The organism is Rhodococcus opacus B4, assembly GCF_000010805.1.
Taxonomy (GTDB): Bacteria; Actinomycetota; Actinomycetes; order Mycobacteriales; family Mycobacteriaceae; genus Rhodococcus_F; species Rhodococcus_F opacus_C.
Map to the genome: position 1 here is coordinate 4,338,153 of NC_012522.1, position 19,057 is coordinate 4,357,209.

The 19,057-nt window shown below is 62.6% G+C and carries 17 protein-coding genes; 16 read left to right on the forward strand and 1 reads right to left on the reverse strand.

Translation table 11 applies throughout. The features are described 5' to 3' along the window. The first annotated feature begins 103 nt into the window (after positions 1-103). The 3 genes from ROP_RS19950 to ROP_RS19960 are packed head-to-tail and all read left to right on the forward strand — an operon-like array spanning position 104 to position 3,973. A complete protein-coding gene (locus tag ROP_RS19950) occupies positions 104-1,330 on the forward strand; it encodes a phage portal protein (protein ID WP_331458002.1) in 1,227 nt (408 codons plus the stop codon). Next, positions 1,320-1,604: a hypothetical protein gene (locus ROP_RS19955; RefSeq protein ID WP_012691219.1), complete on the forward strand. Its 285-nt coding sequence runs from the start codon at positions 1,320-1,322 to the stop codon at positions 1,602-1,604. Before ROP_RS19950 ends, ROP_RS19955 begins: the two co-directional genes overlap by 11 nt. Next, positions 1,589-3,973 carry a right-handed parallel beta-helix repeat-containing protein gene (locus tag ROP_RS19960; protein ID WP_043825025.1) on the forward strand — a complete coding sequence of 795 codons (2,385 nt, stop codon included), beginning with the start codon at positions 1,589-1,591 and terminating at the stop codon, positions 3,971-3,973. The genes ROP_RS19955 and ROP_RS19960 overlap by 16 nt, the downstream gene beginning before the upstream one ends. Here the strand turns inward: ROP_RS19960 and ROP_RS19965 are convergent. Next, complete coding sequence (locus ROP_RS19965) at positions 3,890-5,212, reverse strand: hypothetical protein (protein ID WP_012691221.1); 1,323 nt, start codon at positions 5,210-5,212, stop codon at positions 3,890-3,892. The two genes, ROP_RS19960 and ROP_RS19965, sit on opposite strands and share 84 nt — an antisense overlap. Positions 5,213-5,324: 112 nt before the next feature. On the opposite strand from ROP_RS19965, the gene ROP_RS40515 reads away from it, so the two are divergent. From ROP_RS40515 to ROP_RS20030, 13 genes are all read left to right on the forward strand, one after another. Continuing rightward, positions 5,325-6,251, forward strand: a complete 927-nt coding sequence (locus ROP_RS40515) for a hypothetical protein (protein ID WP_012691222.1) — start codon at positions 5,325-5,327, stop codon at positions 6,249-6,251. Positions 6,252-6,331: 80 nt separating this feature from the next. Then, on the forward strand, positions 6,332-7,051 hold the full coding sequence (locus ROP_RS44845) for a hypothetical protein (protein ID WP_148222498.1): 720 nt from the start codon (positions 6,332-6,334) through the stop codon (positions 7,049-7,051). A gap of 65 nt (positions 7,052-7,116) precedes the next feature. Beyond that, a complete protein-coding gene (locus ROP_RS19980) occupies positions 7,117-8,256 on the forward strand; it encodes a P22 phage major capsid protein family protein (RefSeq protein ID WP_012691224.1) in 1,140 nt (379 codons plus the stop codon). A gap of 198 nt (positions 8,257-8,454) precedes the next feature. Further along, positions 8,455-8,769, forward strand: a complete 315-nt coding sequence (locus ROP_RS42695; protein WP_148222499.1) for a hypothetical protein — start codon at positions 8,455-8,457, stop codon at positions 8,767-8,769. 20 nt (positions 8,770-8,789) lie between these two features. Then, entirely contained in the window at positions 8,790-9,092 is a 303-nt protein-coding gene (locus tag ROP_RS19990; RefSeq protein WP_043825027.1) for a hypothetical protein, read from the forward strand. After that, positions 9,092-9,442, forward strand: coding sequence for a hypothetical protein (locus ROP_RS19995; protein WP_012691227.1), 351 nt, complete (start codon positions 9,092-9,094; stop codon positions 9,440-9,442). The genes ROP_RS19990 and ROP_RS19995 overlap by 1 nt, the downstream gene beginning before the upstream one ends. Further along, positions 9,435-9,917 (forward strand): hypothetical protein, encoded by a 483-nt coding sequence (locus ROP_RS20000; protein ID WP_012691228.1) that lies wholly within the window; start codon positions 9,435-9,437, stop codon positions 9,915-9,917. The genes ROP_RS19995 and ROP_RS20000 overlap by 8 nt, the downstream gene beginning before the upstream one ends. Before the next feature lie 58 nt (positions 9,918-9,975). Continuing rightward, entirely contained in the window at positions 9,976-10,914 is a 939-nt protein-coding gene (locus ROP_RS20005; RefSeq protein WP_043825029.1) for a hypothetical protein, read from the forward strand. 107 nt (positions 10,915-11,021) lie between these two features. Further along, positions 11,022-11,414 carry a hypothetical protein gene (locus tag ROP_RS20010; RefSeq protein ID WP_012691230.1) on the forward strand — a complete coding sequence of 131 codons (393 nt, stop codon included), beginning with the start codon at positions 11,022-11,024 and terminating at the stop codon, positions 11,412-11,414. A 38-nt stretch (positions 11,415-11,452) separates the two neighbouring features. Continuing rightward, positions 11,453-11,860 (forward strand): hypothetical protein, encoded by a 408-nt coding sequence (locus tag ROP_RS20015; RefSeq protein ID WP_012691231.1) that lies wholly within the window; start codon positions 11,453-11,455, stop codon positions 11,858-11,860. A gap of 19 nt (positions 11,861-11,879) precedes the next feature. After that, entirely contained in the window at positions 11,880-16,355 is a 4,476-nt protein-coding gene (locus ROP_RS20020; protein ID WP_012691232.1) for a transglycosylase SLT domain-containing protein, read from the forward strand. Further along, entirely contained in the window at positions 16,355-17,278 is a 924-nt protein-coding gene (locus tag ROP_RS40530; RefSeq protein ID WP_012691233.1) for a hypothetical protein, read from the forward strand. Before ROP_RS20020 ends, ROP_RS40530 begins: the two co-directional genes overlap by 1 nt. Next, a complete protein-coding gene (locus ROP_RS20030) occupies positions 17,275-19,041 on the forward strand; it encodes a hypothetical protein (protein ID WP_012691234.1) in 1,767 nt (588 codons plus the stop codon). Before ROP_RS40530 ends, ROP_RS20030 begins: the two co-directional genes overlap by 4 nt. Positions 19,042-19,057: the final 16 nt, after the last annotated feature.

The window sequence follows — 19,057 nt, forward strand, 5'->3', positions numbered from 1 at the left end:
CGCACAGCAGGCGATCGACGAAGCGCAGAAGTTGTTGCGGTTCCGCAGGCTCGAATGCCAGCGACTCGAAGTGATCAAGCGTTGGTCGTCGTGGTCGCAGAACATGCCCGATGCGCCGCGCGGTGCGACCCGGGAACTGCGTGCACTGCTGAAGCTGTCGCGCACCCCGTGGCTGATGCTGGTGACGACGACGATGACGCAGGCGCTGTTCGTCGACGGGTACCGTTCCCCGCAGGGCAAGGAACTGACCGAAGGCCCGTGGAAGACGTGGAACGCGAACGATTTCCCGTTGCGGCAGTCCGCGATTCACCGGGCGGCGATTCAGTACGGGTATGCGTTCAACGTGGTCCTGCCGGGTACTGATGCCGACGGCAACGCGCTGTCGGTGATGCGGGGTAAGTCCCCGTTCCGCATGTTCGCCGCGTATGAGGATCCCGCAGAAGATGATTGGCCTGTGTATGCGGTCGACGTGCAGGGCAAGCGGGTGAAACTGTACGACGACGAATGCATCTACGAACTGCACGGCGACGAAGACAACCTGCGGTTCATCGACGCGAAGGGGCACGAAGCTGGGGTGTGCCCGGTCGTGCGGTACACCAACATCCTGGACCTGGACGGCAACTGCATCGGTGAAGTCGAGCCGGGTATCGACATGGCCGCCCGCATCAACAAGACAGTCTATGACCGTCTGATGGTGCAGCATTTCAACAGTTGGAAGGTTCGAACCGCTTCCGGTATGGCCGATTTCGCTTCGAATGAGGAAGAGGCGAACCTGAAGAAGCTGCGGTTGCGGCAGCAGGATTTCCTGGTTGCGGAAGACCCGGACACGAAGTTCGGGACCCTCGACGAAACGTCGATGGAAGGGTTCCTGAAGGCTGCAACAGCGGACATCGAAACCATGGCTGCGGTGACGCAGACCCCGACGCACAACCTGACAGGTCAGATGGTGAACCTGTCGGCTGAAGCGATCACCGCCGCCCGGGCACCGTTCACGCAGAAGATCTTCGAACGGCAGATGTCGTTCGCGAAGTCGCATTCGCAGGCACTGCGCCTGGATGCGCAGTTCCGAAATGACGATGATGCAGCGCAGGACTTCGGTGCGCGGGTCACTTGGCAGGACCTGGAAATCAGGTCGCTGTCGCAGGCTATGGACGCACTCGGGAAGGGTGCGACGCAGCTGAAGATTCCTGCGCCGGCCTTGTGGGCGAAGATCCCGAACGTCACGAAGGACGACATTCAGGAGTGGTCGCAGATGATCCTGGATGCCGACCCGCTGACCATGTATCTGGCATCGCTCGACACGGTAGGGGGCGGCGGGAATGCAGCGTGACAGCATCGTCGCCCGACTGCGGCGGCAGGCGTTCAGGTGCCCGATCAGTGGTGACGAGATCAGCGTTGACACGTCGGTTGCGGTGGTCGATCGGCTGTCGGGGGAGTGCCTGACGGTGTGGTCGACAGACGCGTGGGACGAGTGCGGCGGTGACGCGATCGCAGCTGATGTGCTGCTGCGGCACGACGACGGTACCCCGGTCGAAGGTGGCCCGGGTGTCGACGGTGTGACGGTGGTCGACTCAAGGGAAGGTGCGTCATGGCGGAACTCGTGATCTCGAAGGATGGTGTCGAACAGAGGATCAACCGGTCGGAACTGGCTACGTTCGTCGCGTTGGGTTGGCTGCCGGTGAACCGTCCGCCGGCGATTCTTCCTGTGACACCGTTGTCCGTCGATGACGTGGATGCGCGGGTGACTGCTGTCGGTAATGCCACTTATGCCCCGCAGTCTGTGGTTGCAGATGTGGCCGCGAAGGCATCGCAGTCGGCCCACGATGCGATCAAGCCGGACGGGTCCGCACGGGCAGTTGGCAAGTCCGAGTTGATGCTCAACGTCAAGGACTTCGGCGCTAAGGGTGACTTCGTCAGCCGGAACTACGGCTCAATCTCCGCGGGCTCGGCTACCTTGTCGGGGAGCGGCACGCCCGTGTTCACGTCCGCAGATGTCGGGAAGTCGATCCTCGTACCCGGCGCGGGAGCAGGCAGCGTTCTTCCCTCAATCGGCACGGTCACTGCGACCCCCTCGACCACCGGGGGCACTCTTGCGGCTGGCACGTATTACTACAAGGTTTGCCCGCAGTCGGTTTACGGTGTCGCCTTGCCGAGCGCTGAGGTATCGGCGGTCACGACCGGGGCAACTGGCTCAGTGGCTTTGTCGTGGAGTGCGGTTGCCGGTGCAATCTCTTACCGGATCTACCGCTCGTCTGCTGCTGGTACCGAGACCTATCTCGACACCACGATCGGTGCAGCATTCACTGACATCGGCTCCAGCGTTCCGGCCTCTGGCGCGTTCGCACCCGTCCCGCCCACAGTGGACCTGAGTGGACCGCCGCTGATTGCAGTGATTTCGGCGGTGAGTTCCGGCACGCAGGCCACACTGTCCGTGGCGGCGACAAGGGCTGTCAACACGGTGACGCTGCGATACGGAACGGACGACACCGCCGCGATCCAGGCTGCTATCGATGCCGCCGGTCAACGGTTGATCTACTTCCCGAGTGCGTCGTACCTGATCTCGGCGCTGACGCTCGCCAGTTCAGTGAAGCTGTGGGGCGCGGGGAGTGGGAGCAAACCGCCCGGATCTGCGCCGGCATCGCGCCTGGTCTCACTCTCGCCCACGGCGGACGGTCTGAGTATCTCGGCGGCAGGAACCGTCATCGAGGACATCGCCTTGGTGAACCTGCACGGTGGACCCACCGCGGGCGTGGGCATCCGCTACGCAGGAGCCCATTACGGACACCTGAACAGGGCTCTGGTGAGCGGCTTCTACGATTGCGTGGCAGTGGAATCGAACACCTATCCCACCTTCACCAGCTCGCACATCCTCGACCCCGTCCGATACGGATTAACATTCAGCAACGCGGCAGAGCCGGACACGGGCGACCAGGTCATCTTGGGAGTGACGTTCTCCGTCGTATCGACTCCGCGCAATCCGCTTGCTGCGATCCGATGGATATCGGGCGGTGGCCTCCGTGTCTCCAACTCGAAGGTGAACGGAAACCGGAAGTATGCTGGCCGGTTCGGTATCGGCTTGGATTGCGTGGTCGCGGATGGGATCGCTACATCGGATATCTTCGTGACCGGTTCGAGCATCGAGAACGTCACGAGTAGGGGCGTCTCATTCACTCAGGCGGCGGGCGGCACAGGAACCCTCTCGAACATCATCATCAGCGACAATGAGTTCGGGGCGGACGTGTGCGCAGACCCGGTCTACGTGGTTGCGACCACCGCTAATGCGCTTGACCGTATCGAGGTGAAGGACAACCTCATCCTCAACGGTTCGCACACTGCCTGCTACTTCGAGAATGTCAGCAACGTGCTCGTGGGCGGCAACCACATCGAGGGTGGCGTGTCCCTCAGTGCGATCTACTTCAAGAACTGCACAAGGTTCTTGATCGAGCCGAACCTGATCAACACAGCTCCCGGAGTATTCGTTGACCAGAACTGCTCGAGATATACGATCGGTCGGCAGAATGGCCGTGGCGTCATCCTCCGCGACCAGAGCATCGGAAACCTCGGCAACACGCCTATGGGAACGGTCGAGACCGAGTACACCAACGCCCTGCCCGTGTTGGGCGCCTCGTACTCCACGCTGATCGGCTTCACCCCGACCTCCGGTATCGGCGGTGTCGTTCAAGCGACGCTGTCGGGATTCACCTCGGGCGGGGTCTCTCCGGGTCCATTCGTCGTAACAACGAAGCGGCTGCTGGTTCGGCCCACTGGCGGTTCGGTGACGGCGACTGTTCTGGATAGCGACTCCAGCGCTGGTGTGGCAGTCGACTTTGAATGGAACACGACCGACGTGCCGGGTGCCATCTACATCAAAGCCAGGCTTAATGCGGCGTCAGGCGCGACGTCCGCTCGCGGCACGGTCACTGTGAAGTACCTTGGCCCCTTGGCTCAGCTCGTCCTCTCCAGTACCGCCTGACGGCTTCTCGGCGCTGAATTTCTTGACGCTCACCGCGATGAGGAACAGCAGAAACCCGGTCGTCAGGTGCGTGTTGCTATTCATCGGGGAGAACAGTAGGTCCCACGTCACGAGGCCAATCATGTAGAACATCAGTCCGGGAAGTACGGCACGCCCGCGGGCAATCGACAGCATCGCTTTCCCGTTCTGGATCATCAACCAGATCCAGAACGGGGCCGCGAGGAATCCTGCGAACAGGACGGCGCTGACGGCTTCGGTGTGAGCCTTGTACCCGGCCCGGTCATCGAGTCCGCCCGTCAAGTAGACGCGCTCGGAGTAGGAGATCGGCCCGGTGAACCCCTCAACGAAGCGGATCGCTTCGGCCGACTCCTGGCGGGTGATCTTTGCATACGAGCCGATACCCAACACGGGGTTTTGTGCAGCCAAGTATGCGGTCATGGGCAGTTCTTTGCGGATCGACACCAGGAAGTTGGCGTCGTTCTGGTCGTCTCGTTGCTGCTGGATCATGGCCCGCTCACCGAAGACTCCTTCGTCTGCTGCGGCGGGGTATGCGAGATAGAGGAACGCGACGATCGCGCCGAGGGTGGCGAGTGTCTTCTTTGCCCGGGTTCGCTGTCGTTCCGGGTCGTCGGTCACGAACAGCACGGCAATCGCGGCAACCGCGAAGAGTGCCGTCTGGATTCGATTGTCGTAGATCCGTGACGTGATGGCGAGCGCGACGAATAGGAAGGCGATCGTCTTGCGGGACGCCTGCTTGTGGTATGCGAGCGCGATCACGATGATGGCGACCGGCGTGGATAGCCCGTACTTCCACGGATTGATGGTGTCGAGGACGCCGGTTGCAAGCTTGAGCAGCAACCATCCCAGGCCGACTGCGATGGAGATGGAGGCAACGGACATCTTGACCGTCTCATGAATCCAGTACAGGCCTGACGCGAGTATTGCGATGGTGAGGCCGACGTACATCAGGAACGTGATGAAGTACTGGCCGTGGTCGTAGTTGCTCAACGTCTGCCCAACGGCCCACGCGAGCGCCACGATCCACATGTTGCGAAGCATGGGCAGTTTGAGTGCGGTCGTCAGGATGGCCCAGATCAGAAGGACGAACACGCCGATCAGTGCAGTGACCGAACCCTTCGCCATGACAGGTACCGCCATGCAGGCGACGATCAGCACAAACCAGAGATCATGATTCCGGCGCACCGCTGTGCCGACCTGTGTATTCACCATGGGCAGCATTCTCCAATACGACCGTTCGGCCCGCTCAGGTAGGCCGATCGAATGACACCGTCACCCCGCCCAGAATTGCTCACTATGCCCCTGCAACGCACGTGAATGGGGGTGGTTCGGCATGGCACGAAGCAGGTTCGGCCGCTGGCTGTCGAAGTGGTTCAGCGTCCAGCAGCAGCGCATCGTGCAGGAAACGGTCACCGACCTGCATGCGGTGTGGCCGCTGCTCGACTACCAGGACCTGGATCGCACACAGACACGGTGGGTGCAGGCTGCGCTGCCGATCGTTGAGCGCCGCAACCAGGAGTCGGAAGCGTTGGCTGCCCGGTACGTGCGGGACCTGCGTGCGATCGAGTTGCCGACCGCGACACCTGCACGCGATTTGGTGCCGACGGAGATTGACCGACCCCGGGTTGCGGTGTCACTGCTGGCGACGGGCCCGGGGACGGTGAAGAAGAAGTCGCGCGTGTCGGTGCGGGAACCCGAAGCGATGCTGGCCGGGGAAGCAGCATCGACCAGGGTCGCGCAGAAGATCGTCGCGGACGGCGGCCGGCAGACAGTCGCCCGGGCGGTTCGGCTCGACGAGAAGGCTTCGGGCTGGATCAGGGTGACCGACGGGGAACCATGCTTCTTCTGCGCGATGCTCGTCACCAGGGGGCCGGTGTACAAGGGCACGTCGTTCGACAGGTCGGATCCGCGGTTCACGGGCGACGGCACCGCGAAGGTGCACGACGGGTGCGGCTGCACCATTCAGGCGCTGTACAGCCCTTGGAAGCCGTCGGAGCAGGAGAAGGTGTGGAACGAGATGTGGAAGGACTCGACGAAGAACAAGTCGGGTGCTGACGCGCTGAAGGCGTTCCGGCAGGCGTACGAGGATCGCACGCCACCACCGAACCCGCTCGACGAACTCGGTGACCCGCGCGGGTTCGTGCCCGAACTCGAAGCGTCGCTTCGTGACCTGCTGTTCGAGCATTTGTTGGATCCGTCGTCGCCGCAGGTGCGGTGGCACATGGAAACGATCAAGCGGTTGAAGTCCGGCAAGTTCTGACTTGTCAACCCCCACAGCGTAACTGGCGCGCCAGCAGGTTCGATCCCTGGTGGGGGTGCACCTGCTTTGCAGGGATATGCGTGAACGGTCAGCGCATCCAAAGTGACCGGTCAATGCCGACGGGCGAATACGGGAAGAAGGAACACGCGATGAGCGGGAAGTACGGGAATCTTCGGTTTCTGGTCGGCGCAGGCCCTGGCGGTGTTGGCACCGGGGACGGCGGCGAGGGCGGCAACAGCAACGACAACGGACCCCAGGCACTGAAGGGTGCAGGCGGCGGCGGTGGCGGCGCAGTGGCAGGCGGTTCGGGCGGCGGTGACAACGGTGGCGCGGGCGAACGCACCTTCACGCAGGCAGATCTGGATCGGGTCGTGAACGAACGTCTTGCGCGGGAACGTGACAAGTACAGCGACTACGACCAGCTGAAGGCGCAGGCTGCGGCGGCGGGTGACACCCGCACCGAAATGCAGCGGCTCGCTGACGAGGTGAAGGAGATGCGCGCCGATCGTGAACAGCGCGATTTCCTGGACCTGAAGAAGTCTGTCGCCGAAGCGGCCGGCATTCCCCTGAAGTACGCGAAGAAGCTCGAAGGCAAGACGCGGGAAGAACTGGAAGCTGACGCTGCCGACTTCGCCGAAGCCTTCGGCACGAAGCAGGGCGGTCAGGAACAGGAACAGCGCAAGGGTCCCGCGGTTCAGCGGGGTCGTCCACGCGAAAACCTGCGTGGCGGCGGCACACCCGACGACGAACCTGTCGAAACCGACCCGAAGAAACTCGCTGCGATGATCCCCCGCAGCTGACCGTTCCACACCCTCGAGCATGTCGGCCGTGACATTTCGGGGTTCATCAATCGAAAGGAATCATCATGGCCGTAAATGAATTCGTGAAGGCAGAGCAGTTCGCTGCCCTCACCCTCGGCATGCTCGAGCGCGAACTGATCCTGCCCCGTCTGATCTGGCTGAACGGGTTCGGCGACTTCGCTGGTGCGAAGGACGACACCATCAGCATTCGGGTGCCTGGCCGGCTGACCGCGCGCACCCGTGAGCTTCGCGCCACGGGCAACGCTCGCAACATCATCATGGACACCCTGACCGAGCAGAAGATCGACGTCACCCTGACGACCGATATCTACTCGGCGGTGCCCACCACCGACGAGGAGTTGACCCTCGACATCGCCAACTTCGGTGTGCAGATCCTCGCACCGCAGGTGCGTGCTGTGGCTGAGGGTATGGAAGATGCGGTTGCGAACGAATTCCGTTCCGCCCCGTACACCTTCACGATCGTCGTCGACCCGGCGAAGACGCACGACAGCTTCGTCGACGCGCGTAAGGCGCTGAACGACGAGAACGTGCCGTTCGGTCAGCGCGTGCTGGTCGTCGGTTCCGGTATCGAAGCGGCGATCCTGAAGGATCCGCAGTTCGTGCACGCCGACCAGTCGGGTAGCGACGCTGCTCTGCGTGAGGCGTTCGTCGGCCGCATCGCCGGCTTCGACGTGATCGTGTCGAACAGCCTCGACGACGACGAGGGGTACGCGTTCCACAAGACCGCGTTCACCATGGTCACACGCGCCCCTGTCGTTCCGGACGGTGCCCCGTACGGTGCATCGCAGTCGTACAACGGTCTCGCGATGCGGTGGCTGCGTGACTACGACTTCGTGTCCACCACCGACCGCAGCCTGGTCGACACGTACGCAGGGTTCGGGCACGTGCTCGAGGCGCAGGATTCCGATCGGTTCGTGCGTGGTGTCCGGCTTCAGCTGAAGTCCGCGACCGTCGATGTCACCCCGGCAACGGTCACCCTGGCCCCGGGCGCAACGCAGCAGATCACCGTCAAGGACGACGGCGGCGACACCGTGCCCGCACGGAACGCGACCTTCGTGTCGGGTACCCCCGCGAAGGCGACCGTCAGCGCATCGGGTCTGATCACCGCCGTCGCGACGGGTACGTCGACGATCACCGTCACCTACCAGGGTCACACCGACACCGTCGCTGTCACGGTCAGCTGATCCGACGAACACTGAAGGGTCTGACAGATGACTGCATTCGCGAGCACAACGCAACTGGCAAACAGGGTCGGGAAAGATTCGTTCTCTGGTGCCAACGAAACCCGCGCTTCAGCGATTCTCGAGGACACTTCGGCGTTCATCGTTTCAGAGTGCGGCAGGGACTGGGCCACTGGTTCGGTCCCTGCCGACGTGGTGGCGGTGTGCCTTCGGGTCGCGCAGCGCACGTTCAACAACCCCGACATGTATGTGTGGCAGCAGGCAGGCGGATTCAGTGTTCGCCTGCCCGATCAGCTTGCGACACAGATATTCACCGCCGGGGAACTGCTGATCCTGCGCAGGCACCGCACGTCGAAGCGCGGCGGGTTGTGGACGTTGGAGACGACACGGGGCGACGATCTCGAGGGCACAGGGTATGTGCCCGTCGAAGGGCATTACGACCCGTTCCCGGTGTACGGCGAATCCGATTACTACAACCAGTACGGGGATCACTATCGGGGAAGTAGGCCCTACTGATGTTTGCTCACGGTGAGACAGTGAAGATCTGGCGTCGACCCCCCCGCACCCGCACGGGTGACGGTGGCGATTTCGAGCACTCGCACGACATCGAGAACGTCGGCATCGAATGGCCGTCGACGACCGAAGACACCGACGGACGTGAAACGGTGCTGTCGTCGGTGCGCCTGTCGTGCCCCGCTGGTGCCGACATCCTCGCATCGGATCGTGTCGAACTTCCCGACGGCGACTTCTACCGGGTCGACGGCAAGCCCGCACGGGTGCGGAACCCGTTCAGCGGGTGGGAACCAGGCGTCACGGTGAACGTCAAGGCGGTGATCTGATGGAAAACGTCAGCGTCGACCATGCCGGCATCGGACAGTTCCTGAAGTCGCAGAAGATGCGTTCCCTGGTGCGCGAGCGCGCGGAGATCGGGCAGGCGATCTATCAGGGCATCGTCGCGAAGCGCACCGGTCGTACTGCCCGCGGTGCACGCGTCGAAACGTTCATCGGTGGCCGGCGCATGGATCGCTGGTACGGGCGGCTGATCGTCGAATCGCCTGCGGTGCTGCCGCACGAATTCGGTCGCGGCATCCACCCCGGATCCACCGAAGCCGGCCGCGCAGGAAAGCAGCAGGCAGCCGACGATCTGAACACGGTCCTGAATATGTTGGGGGCGATCAGCGGTGGTTGATTTCCCGGACTGGTATCAGGGCAGTTTCGAAGATGCCGAACTGTTGGTGATGGATCTGCTGCAACCGCACCTTGACGACATCACCCCGCAGGGCACCGCATGCACCTGGTTGCCCGACAACTACGGCGATGTGCTGCCGATCGTGCGGGTGTACCGGCAGGGCGGGTCGCTCGACTACGACCAGATGATGGACGCCGCGCAGGTGCAGTTGGGTGTCATCGGTCGCAGCCGTGAAGAGTCGTGGGCGGTCCTCGGGTTCTGCCGCGAGATTCTGCGCGCGTATAAGCGCGGCGGCACTGTGCTGCGCGAAGACGGTGTCACCAAGACGCACATCCACAGCTGCAACGAAATGATCGGGCCGCAGCAGATACCCGAACTGAACCCCGACTTTCGTTTAGTGCCTGCAACATTCGAGGTCGTGACCCGGTATCCGCGCGGTCTGCCCGACTACGAACGGGTACTGAAGACTCCGTGAGCTTCGCCCGAAGCTGCGGTAATGCCCAATCGGGCGCACTCACGAAAGGACAGTGAACATGAGTTCCATTCTGTCACTGAAGGACAAGAATGATGACCTTGTCGTCATCCCCGGAGATCTCGCGATCGTCGCCTGCCCGTGGGGTACGGCGGAGATCCCCGACAGCCTGACCACGGGTGCCGACGGTGCCCTGAACGCGCTTCCCGTCGGGTGGCAGTCGGTCGGCGAGATCGAGAAGAAGTCTGGTGCCGAGATCAGCCCGGACAGCAAGACTGCCGACATCGAAGGGTACGGTTCGCTGGTTCCCCGCCGTACCGTCAAGACGGCCGAATCGGTGATGCTCGACTTCACCGCGCAGGAAGTACGCAAGATCAACTTCGGCATGTTCTGGGGAATGGACCTGTCCGAAATTCAGGCGAACGAGACCACCGGCGAGTGGCGCGCGATCAAGCGTGCGACCACCACGGTTCAGTTCTGGTCGATCATGCTGTTCGGCATCGACGGCCCCGAGGACAACGAAGTCATCCCGTTCTGGATCTTCCCGAAGATGTCGGTCGTGAAGTCGGGCAAGATCAGCCTTCAGATGGACGGTGCGCTGTCCACGCCGATCAGCCTGTCTGCGTACGAGGACAACGAGTTCGGCGGGTACGTGGCGTTCGGCATGGCCGGCAAGGGCAACCAGGCGCTGAACCAGCACAACGGTTTCGGTGAGACTGTCGGCACCGTCGTGAAGCACCTCGCGATCACGGGTGGTCCGACCGGCGGCACGTTCACGATCACCGTCGATTCGAAGGTCACGTCGGCGCTGCCCTGGAACGCAACACGGTTCCAGATCAAGTCCGCGCTCGAGGGTCTGACCACGGTCGGAGAGAACGGCGTCAACGTCACCGGCAACGCGACCGACGGCTTCGACTTCGACTTCTTCGTGCCCGTCACCACGGTGACCGCGACTGCTTCCCTCACGGGCGGCACGTCGCCTGGTGTGACCATTTCCTGATCACACCCCGAAAACAGCTGGCCTGCATCACTTTCCTGGTGGTGGTGCAGGCCAGCATTTTTTGTATCCATCACCAGGGAAACCCAGGGAAAGAAGGCTGAATCAGCATGGCTGAGAAGAAGACACCCGCATCGAAGACCAGTGACGAGAAGAAGCACGGACTGTTCGACGAACTGTACGACCGGGCGAAGGGCAAGGGCGAGAAGCGCCGCGCCGACTTCATCCTCGGGGAAGCCGAAGGGTTCGACCCGCCGATCGTCATCACATCCCCCGACCTGTTCAAGCGTCGACTGATCTCGGTCGCACAGCAGAAGAACGACGGGTTCGGTGTGCTCGAAGCCGCGGTCGGTGACCCCCTGTCCTTCGGCCGGATCCTCGAGCGTCTAAACGAGTACGGCGACGATGCGCCGGCCATGCTCGGTGCGCTCGGCATCAAGGTCATCGACCACTTCTTCGGCCGCGGTGCAAGTGAGGCACCGGGGGGGTCGCAGGAGTCGTAAACCTTCTGTGGGATTACGGCTCTGAACTCCGGTGGGACTTGGCGTACTACCTGCACGGGTATGACCTGAACCAGTGGTTCCGCGACGAACGCGACTGGCGGGAACTGTTCGAACTGAAGGACCAGTTCCCGCCTGGTTCGGCGTACAAGTCGGCGCTGATGGAAGACGACGAGATCGCGGAATACCTGGCGAATCAACCAGAGTCACCGCCTGCCAACCCCGACGATCCGATCCCGTTCAGGTGGTTCGATCCGACGGCGCAGCGGCTGACCGACATGATCGATCTGCTGGTGAAGGTGGTCTACGCGTCGGCGGGGAACGACCCCAACGCGGCCCCGACCGCACCCCGCCCCGTCCCGAAGCACGTGTTGATCAGGCGCGAACGTAAGCGCAAACGGCTGCGTAATCGAGTGTCGCAGTTGATACCTGGTGCCTATGCACCGTAAGTAGATTGGAGGCGGGTCGGTGGTCGATTTCAATGCTGGCGGTGCGTCGGTGAAGGTCGGCCCCGACCTGACCGGGTTCGCAACTGAACTGGATACCAGGCTTCGTGACATCGACGCCAACCTCGGTGTCGACCTGTTCCCCGCGAACGTGCAGACGTTCGCCACGAACCTTCGCGCACAACTCGCTGGTGTCGACATGGGTGTCGACGTGCGCGTCAACCCCGACATGTCGGAGTTTCAGGCGCGCATCAACGCAATCGCGATCGCCCGTGACTTCACAGTGCCCGTCGGCATCGACATCGACAGCAACCTCGCCGAACTTGAACTGGCGTACCTGACCCGCGACCGAACCGTCGGTGTCGATGTGGACCTGAACGGCGCGGCTGTGCGGCGACTGCTTCAGCAGATGAACCAGTTGGGCGACGGTGTCGGCGGCGCAGGGTCGGGCATGTCGTCGCTTGGTGGTGGCGCATCGTCGGCGGCCGGGTCGTTGGGCATGGTCACCGCCGCTGTCACCGCGCTGGTGGCGCTGCTGCCTGTGGCGATCGGTGCCGTCGGATCCCTCACCGCAGGCTTGGGTGCGCTCGGTGCTGTCGGCGTCCCGGTAGTCGCATCGTTGGGTGTCGGCATGATGGGCGTGTCCGACGCGTTCAGCGCGGTCGGTGCCGCATCGTCGGCTGCCGGCGACGAAGTCGACGACAGTGCGCAGAAGCAGGAACAGGCGTACCGCAAGCTGGGTAGCGCGCAGAAGGGCGTCCGCGACGCGATCAAGGACGAGACAGACGCGCGTGAAGATGTGATCCGCGCGCGCGAAGACGAGCGGGAAAAGCTCGAAGATCTGTCGCTGACCCTCCGGGGCAACACGATCGACGAACGCGGTGCGGTTATCGCGCTGGCACGCGCCCGTCAGGATCTGAACGAAACAGAGCACGACAGCGAAGCATCAGGGCTGGATCGTGCCGAAGCGGTGCAGCGGGTCGCGGAGTCCGAACAACGGCTGCTCGAGGTGCAGGAACGGAACCAGGACACACGCGCGAAAGCTGAAGAAGCGAACCGTGTCGGCATCGAAGGTTCCGCGCAGGTTCAGCAGGCGAACGAACGGCTGACGCAGTCGCAGGAGAAGCTGACGCAGGCGCAGCAGGAACTGCGTGACGCGCAGGCCGGCCTGAACATCGAGCAGGAGAAGACGCCTGCCGCCGTCGACAAGGCCGCCGAAGCCATGGCGAAGCTGTCCCCATCGGCGCAGGCGTTCGTGCTCGCGATGCGTGCCCTGAACGCCGAAGGCGGCGCGTTCAACACCTTCCAGCAGTCCGTGCAGGAAGGGCTGTTCGACGGCATGGCCGAAACGGTCACGAACATGGCGAACACCGTGCTGCCTGCGATCACCCCCGGCATGACGGCGATCGCGACATCAGTCGGTGACATCGTCGATTCGATCGCGCAGGTGTTGCAGGGGCCGGCATTGCAGGGACTGGTGTCGCTGCTCGATTCGATCCCGCAGTACTTCGCAGCTGCCACCCCCGGTTTCCAGCAGATGATCACCGGGTTCATCGACATGGGTGCGGCAGCCGCACCCGCGATGAGTGCGCTCGGCGAAGGCATGGGCGCACTGATGGGTCAGTTCGGTGCGGCGTTCACCGAACTGAACAACAGCGGTGTGATGACGCAGGCGATCGAAGGCTTCGCGGAAATGCTGAAGGGCGTCGGCCCCTGGCTGAACGAACTGATCGTCATGATGACGACACTCGGTGTGACCGTCGGCCCGATCCTCGGGGACCTGTTCGCATCGTGGGGTCGCAGCCTCGAGTTACTGACCCCGTCGTTCAACCAGATCGCAGGCACCGTCGGTCAGATGATCGTCGACATCTTCGTCGCACTGGAACCTGTATTACCGGTCATATCACAGGCTTTCGCTGACATGTTTACCGCACTCGCACCTGTTGTGCCGGTGCTGGCGAACTTGGCCGGCACGATCCTAGTCGGAATGGCTCAGAACTTCAGTGCCCTGATGATCGCACTCGCCCCGGTAGTGCAGAAGTTCGCTGAAGAACTGACCCCGGTAATCCCAATCCTGGCAAAGCATTTCGAGCAACTGGCACCCCTGTTCGCTGAATGCGCGGGTGTTGTAGGCGAGGCGCTGGTTCAGGCTTTGGATCAGCTGATGCCGTACCTGCCGGAGATTCTTCAGTCGTTCTCGAATCTGCTGGTGGAACTGTCGCCTCTGTTACCGGAACTGACACGGCTTGCGCTGGAAGTGATTCCACCGCTAACCGACGCTTTCACCTTGATCCTTCCGCATATCGTGACCGTTCTCGATGCGTTCACATGGGCGGCGACGAACGTGATCCCACCACTGCTCGACGCGATGGGATCGATGTACAACCCGATCATGCTCATCGGCGATTGGTTCGTGTCGATGGGTCAGAACGTCGGTCGCGTTTGGGATGGGATCATCCTCGTCATCAAGGGTTCGATCGGTGCGTTGGGCCAGATCATCAAGGGAATCGGTGACGGAATGCCGTCGATCCCGTTCAGCAACGCGAAGCAGAACACGCAGCGTTTCGGTCAGTCGATGATCAACTGGGCGAACGATCCGAACATCACCGCGGGTGCAGCAGCCCCCGAAACCGACGGCACGAAGGGTGTCGGGTTGGGTGCTGGTCGCGGCAAGCAGTTGCAGGCGAAGGCCGACGGCGGACTGTTCCGTGGCGAAGGCGGCCCCCGCGACGATGCGAACCTGGTGCTGCTGTCCGATCGTGAGTTCGTCGTCAACGCTGATGCGACGGCGGCGAACTTGCCCCTGCTGAACGCGATCAATAAGGGGCGCGTGCAGGGTCTGGCCGCCGGTGGTGTCGTCGGTGAAGCGGCATCGTGGGCGGCGTCGAAGGACGGCATCGGCTACGTGCTCGGCGGGTTGGACTGCTCGATGTACGCGTCGGGCGTGTACCAGATCCTCACCGGCGGCGACCCAGACAGCCGCGCGTTCGACACGACGAAGTTCGCGACGACCAGTTCGGCTGCCGCTATGGGGTTCGAACCCGGTTTGGGCGGGTACTTCAGCGTCGGCGTCAACCCGCTGCCCGGTGCTGATGGGCACATGGCGTTCACCCTGGACGGTACGAACGGTGAATCGTCGGGGTCCAACGGTGTTCGTTGGGGCGGTCCCGCTTTGGGTGCCGACGACGGATCGTTCCCGTTGCAGTACCACCTGCCGGGTTCGCGCTTCAGTCCCCCGATGGACGACAGCGGTGCAGGGTCGTTCGGTGGTTCGCGCTTTGGGAACATCCCCGGTGCCGACTTCGGCGGTGACCCGTCGTACGGCGGCGCAGGGAACGGCACGTTCAACCCGTACAGCGGCGGCAACCCCGGTGACACGTACGGGTCGGGGATGCTCGGCCAGAACTACGGGCAGTCGTGGGATCAGGCAGGTCAGTACTCGACGGAGCCGAAGACGAAGGAAGAGAAAGACAAGGACTTCGTCACCACTTCGTTGCAGGGTGCCGGCGAGAAGGCCGGCCGGTTGGCTGCCGACTGGTTCCTTGGGGCGCTCGGACTCGAGGACAGCATCCTGTCGGAGTCGAACACGTACAACCGCGCACTGAACATGGGGTTGACGGAGCAGCAGCGGCTGAACGAAGAACGCGCGAAGCAGGGGCAGGGGCAGGGTACGGGCACCGCGCCCGGTCCGTCGGGGTACAACTACCAGTCGTACAGCGACCCCGGCATCACCATCGAACCGTTGCAGCTGGCACCGATGCCACCTTCACAGGACGGCGTGAAGCCACCCGGTGGTAGCGCCAACCCGCCAGCCCCCGGCTCGCACGTCTACGACCCCGCCGGCGGTGCCGAACAGTGGTTGGGGACCGTGCAGAGCATCTTGCAGAACACGGGCCGCAACGTCGGTGACGCGAACATCGTCGTGTCGCAGATCAAGATCGAGTCGGGCGGTGACCCCGAAGCAGTGAACAACACCCCCGAAGGTCAGGCGGCCGGCCTGCCGATCGGTCTGCTTCAGGTCATCAAGACAACGTTCGACGCGAACATGGATGTGCGGTACCCGGGCACGCAAACCGACCCGGAACCGAACATCGCTGCCGCGCTGAACTACACGGACGACCGCTACGGCGGACCGCAGAACATCTTCCCCACCACGGCGGGGTACTGGATGGGCGGCAAGGTCAAGGGTAAGGGTTCGTCGATCAGCGACAGCATCTTCGCGGCGCTGTCGCATGACGAATTCGTGGTCAACGCGGAGTCTGCCAACGCGAACGGTCCGCTGCTCGAGGCGATCAACAACGATGCCGGGTTCGTCACGTCGGGTGTCTCGGGTGCGATGCGGAACCTGCGCGAGAACGCCATGGCGACGAGTGCCCCTGTGACACGGGATCACTCGACCAACTACGGCGTTGTCAACGTCGGCACCAGCGAAGAGTTCATGCGCCTTCGCGATCTTCAGCAGGCGCGCGAGAACCAGGCAGAAATGGGGTGGCACTGATGCTGGTTGACGGCACGTTCGACATGCAGGAGATCATCGCGCACGGCGTCAACGGCCGGAAGTGGCACGTGTCTGGTCCACGCGCAGGTGAAGAAGGTGTCGAACTGTCACCGAAGATGAAGAACACGATCGACGCACCCGTCAAAACCTTCTGGATCCCGTCGGCGCAGTCGTCGGCGTACCAGGGGAAGAAGTGGTTGCGGCGCGATCCGATCTACACGTTCATCATTCACGGCAACAGTCCCGGTCACTGGCGGGAAATCGACAGCGAGTTTCGGCAGTCGTTCGACTACGAATCCGAAACGGTGATGGAACACAAGACAGCAGACGGATCCCGTTATCTCGGGGTCCGTCTGCTGTCTGAACCGAAGGCATACGAAACGATGCCGTGGGAAGGGAAGGACCCGCACCTATTCGGTGATGCGTCCCTGCTGGTTCCCGGTGCGTGCGAGAACCCGCACTACATGGGGCGAACGCTGGCTTCGTCGTACACGTTGCAGTCGGGCACATCGGGTTCCGCGATGCTGCCGTTCTGGAACGAAGGCGACGTGGAGATGTGGCTGGAATACGTCATCATCGGGCCGCCGACGGGCAACAAAGGCATCTGGACCCTGCCTGACTTCAGTTGGCAGAACGATGCAGGTGCAGCACGGACGGTCACCCTGCCGCAGATAGTGCAGGCCGACGGCACGGTGACGGTCCGCACCCGGCAATCGCAGGAACAGTTGGTGTCGTCGAACAAGACGGCGTTCTGGCCGCGCGCAGCGGGTAAGCGGTTCATCTACCCGGTGCCGAAACACACTGGCACCGCGCTGAACCCGAAGTACCTGCCGGTGTCGGTAACCGGCGCACAGCCTGGCTGCGGTGTGCAGGTGCGGTTCACCCCCGCATTCACCCGCCCGTTCGGAATGGGGAAGCGATGACCGTCATGCAGGACATTATCGGCGTGGCGACACCCACCGCGCCGACCATCAACATGGATGCGTTCGAAGAAGCGTACCGGCAGGGTGATGTGATCAGGCAGGAACACCAGTTCCTGCGCAGGCAACCACCCGACGTGTCGCTGTGGACGAACAGCCAGAACCCCAACGACGGGTTGATCGAACGCGGAAACATCAGCGACTGCACATCACTGAAGGCTTCCTGGAAGAAGAACCGCGCAGCCACAGCGACGGTGCTGCTGCGCGCAGACCACCACATCGCGCGGTGGCTGATGCGCATGCCGAACGACAACACCCTGAAGAAGAACTGTGTGCTTCGGGTGGATGCGGTCGGGAAGAAGATGCGCTGGACGGGACTGCTGAAGAACTGGACGCTACGCAAACGCGACGGCGTGCGGTTCCTCGAGGTCACGTTTGTCGATGACATCCAGTTCTTGCAGTACCTGTTGGGTGCGCCGAACCCGGTGCTGCCGATCGACATCTTCCAGTTCCCAAGGGTTTTCGCAATCATCGGTCCCTCATGCTGGGCAATCAGTTTGATAATTTGGCTGAATCTGCTGCGCATCCAGGCTTCACTGTGGAGCCTGGGCCTACCCGACGACCCCTTCGACGGGGGCGGTTGGGACGGCCCGTTCGACATGAACGACTGGCAGGTGCTGATCAAGTCGCCCACGTTCATGGAAGACAGCTCACTGTGGACGCTGCTTGCCTCGCGCATGGATCCGATCGACAAGGTGATCGAAGACGCGCTGGACGACGGGCAGCTGTACCTGTCATATCGGCGGGTGTTCACCAGCGAGGGCGAAACCGTCACCGGCATTGCGGGGGTGACGAACCCGCGCAATGGTGTGCTGGTGTTCGAAGTGCTGGACCGTTCAGGGTACTTCGCTGATGAGGGCACAGGCACTGGCGGCAACGCGTTCGACGGGTTCCGTCGCACGGTGACACAGTTCATCGGCGGATTCATCGAGCAGGTGGACACGTTCGTCAGCGACAACCAGGCATTCCCGTCGTCGTACTTCGTGCCCAACTGGGATGGTCGGCAGGCACCGTCGCACCCCTGGATCGTGCTCACCGACAGCGACTATTCGGGGATCGAATCATCCGAACTGTCGTGGGCACCCGCAGGCCCTGTCCAAGTCGTGGTAGGTGGTGGCAACGAATTCGTTGACACTGCCGTCGAACTCGCGATTCAGACCGTCGGTAACCTGCTGTCGTACTTCTTCCTCGCAGGATTCTCGTCCGGTGGTGACATCGCGGCGACGGTGATCATGCCGATGCTGCGCGGAACCATCCTCGCCTGGAACAAGTACAAGTCGTCCGCGCGGGTGCAGAACCTCGGGTGGGTGCACCTGATGGAGATGTTCCAGCAGGGCGCGAACAACGCCTGGACGCTGTCCGCGATCGCGGCGTTGCGAACAGGTTTGGCTGCAACGAAATCCACCACCGGGCATGCGATCGAACTGTACGACGGCGGCCCTTACATTCCCGGTATCCACATCCTGCCCGCGGACCGTGTCGGTTCCACGGTGCAGGGCATGACCGATTCCATTTCCACCGACCCGATCTTCGTCGACCAGGTGGAAGAAATGACACTCGCCTTCGACTGGACCTCGGACGCCCCGCATTCGTGGGAGGTCAAGGTCGGTCAGAACAAAGCGATGATGACGTGGGCGGAACGCAGTTCCCGGCTGCTGTCGAAGGCGCTTGCCACATTGCAGAACCTCGGTGTTTCCATCGTCTAACAGATAAGGGGGCGGG

Bases quoted from the DNA above. Each gene is read 5' to 3' on its own strand.
- ROP_RS20005 (WP_043825029.1), top strand. From the start codon at position 9,976: ATGAGTTCCATTCTGTCACTGAAGGACAAGAATGATGACCTTGTCGTC.
- ROP_RS19965 (WP_012691221.1), bottom strand. From the start codon at position 5,212: ATGCTGCCCATGGTGAATACACAGGTCGGCACAGCGGTGCGCCGGAAT.
- ROP_RS20030 (WP_012691234.1), top strand. From the start codon at position 17,275: ATGACCGTCATGCAGGACATTATCGGCGTGGCGACACCCACCGCGCCG.
- ROP_RS19980 (WP_012691224.1), top strand. From the start codon at position 7,117: ATGGCCGTAAATGAATTCGTGAAGGCAGAGCAGTTCGCTGCCCTCACC.
- ROP_RS20010 (WP_012691230.1), top strand. From the start codon at position 11,022: ATGGCTGAGAAGAAGACACCCGCATCGAAGACCAGTGACGAGAAGAAG.
- ROP_RS19960 (WP_043825025.1), top strand. From the start codon at position 1,589: ATGGCGGAACTCGTGATCTCGAAGGATGGTGTCGAACAGAGGATCAAC.
- ROP_RS40515 (WP_012691222.1), top strand. From the start codon at position 5,325: ATGGCACGAAGCAGGTTCGGCCGCTGGCTGTCGAAGTGGTTCAGCGTC.
- ROP_RS19950 (WP_331458002.1), top strand. From the start codon at position 104: ATGCCCGATGCGCCGCGCGGTGCGACCCGGGAACTGCGTGCACTGCTG.
- ROP_RS19995 (WP_012691227.1), top strand. From the start codon at position 9,092: ATGGAAAACGTCAGCGTCGACCATGCCGGCATCGGACAGTTCCTGAAG.
- ROP_RS19955 (WP_012691219.1), top strand. From the start codon at position 1,320: ATGCAGCGTGACAGCATCGTCGCCCGACTGCGGCGGCAGGCGTTCAGG.
- ROP_RS40530 (WP_012691233.1), top strand. From the start codon at position 16,355: ATGCTGGTTGACGGCACGTTCGACATGCAGGAGATCATCGCGCACGGC.